This is a genomic window from Mesorhizobium sp., assembly GCF_004962925.1.
In the GTDB taxonomy this organism is placed as follows: domain Bacteria; phylum Pseudomonadota; class Alphaproteobacteria; order Rhizobiales; family Rhizobiaceae; genus Mesorhizobium.
Genome location: NZ_SUEO01000053.1, coordinates 13,037 through 14,223 on the forward strand (window position 1 = coordinate 13,037; position 1,187 = coordinate 14,223).

Sequence of the window (1,187 nt, forward strand, 5' to 3'; positions counted from 1 at the left end):
CGCCTGAGCGAGGGTGCCGCAAACTTCGCCTGGCCGTCGAAATAGGCGTTTTCGGACATGCTGGCCACGCCGTCGAACGAAAAATTGGCAGGGGCCGCCTTGAAGGAAAGCGTCATCGGCGCAGCACCGCCCCCAAACAGCACCAGCGGGTTCGACGAAGCGGCATCCACGGCGACGCTTTCGCCGCGCCAGATCCCAGTCGCCGACAGCGTTGCATTGCTGTTCATTGCGGCCCAGTTCGCCTGGCCGCTCAGGCTGCTCAGTATCTCGATGTCCTTGCCGTCGACGGCGGTCACCACGCGGCCGTTCCTGAACTCCACGGTGCCGAACGGATCTGCCGGCAGCTTGCTCAGGTCCGGTTTGGCTGGATTGGCGCTGACCACGGCGCGAGCGGTGTCGATGGAACGTGTGATGCGCCCGCCCGAAGGCAAGGCGGGCAGGAAAAGCCCATTTGCTGCGCGTTGAACCCTGATCGTTGGCCGGATCAGCCGCGCCGTCGAGAACACCACGTCGCCACGCAATGCCGCCATGGCCGAGAGATTGACCTCGACCCGTTCGGCTTCGATCACAGGCGGCGCGTCGGTCTCTGTCCACTGCGAAAGCGTCACGTCGGCCAGGATGGCTCGGAAATTCGGCCAGACCTCAATCCGCGGCGCGCCGTCAATGGTGACCCTGAAACCGCTCCACGCACTCATTTCCCAGGCGATGCGGTCGCGCACGATGCGGGTCGAGGCGGCGAGCGGCAGCGCGGCGACGGCCAGCGCGATGACGAGCACGGCAACGCCGATCGCCCATATTCCGCGCCGGATCAAAGGTGATGGCATGTCGCCCCGTATGCTTCCGTTCCGACAAAATCGCCCGACGGGTGTAACCCCAGTCGTCACTACGACTTAGGGCTGATGCATTTCAAGTCTTTATGGCCCAGCGATGGCATTTGCGCACATCCACGTCGCTCGGCCGAACAAAATCTTGCTCTGCTGCGCTGCGATATGCATAAGCGGTGGTGACCGCGGAGGAACGATCATGGCTGGCGACGCACCGCTCTGGGCACCGACGAAAGACCAGGTCGACACCGCGCCGATGACCGCCTTTATGACGGCCGCCGCGGCCGGAACCGGCAAAGTTTTTTCATCCTATGCCGATCTACACCGCTGGTCGATCGACGATCGCGAGACATTCTGGAGCCT

General features: G+C 63.5%; 1 pseudogene. It reads right to left on the bottom strand.

Annotated features, from left to right (window positions below):
- Positions 1-824, bottom strand: a pseudogene (locus E5W87_RS13340) (AsmA family protein); the annotation flags it as partial.
- Positions 825-1,187: the final 363 nt, after the last annotated feature.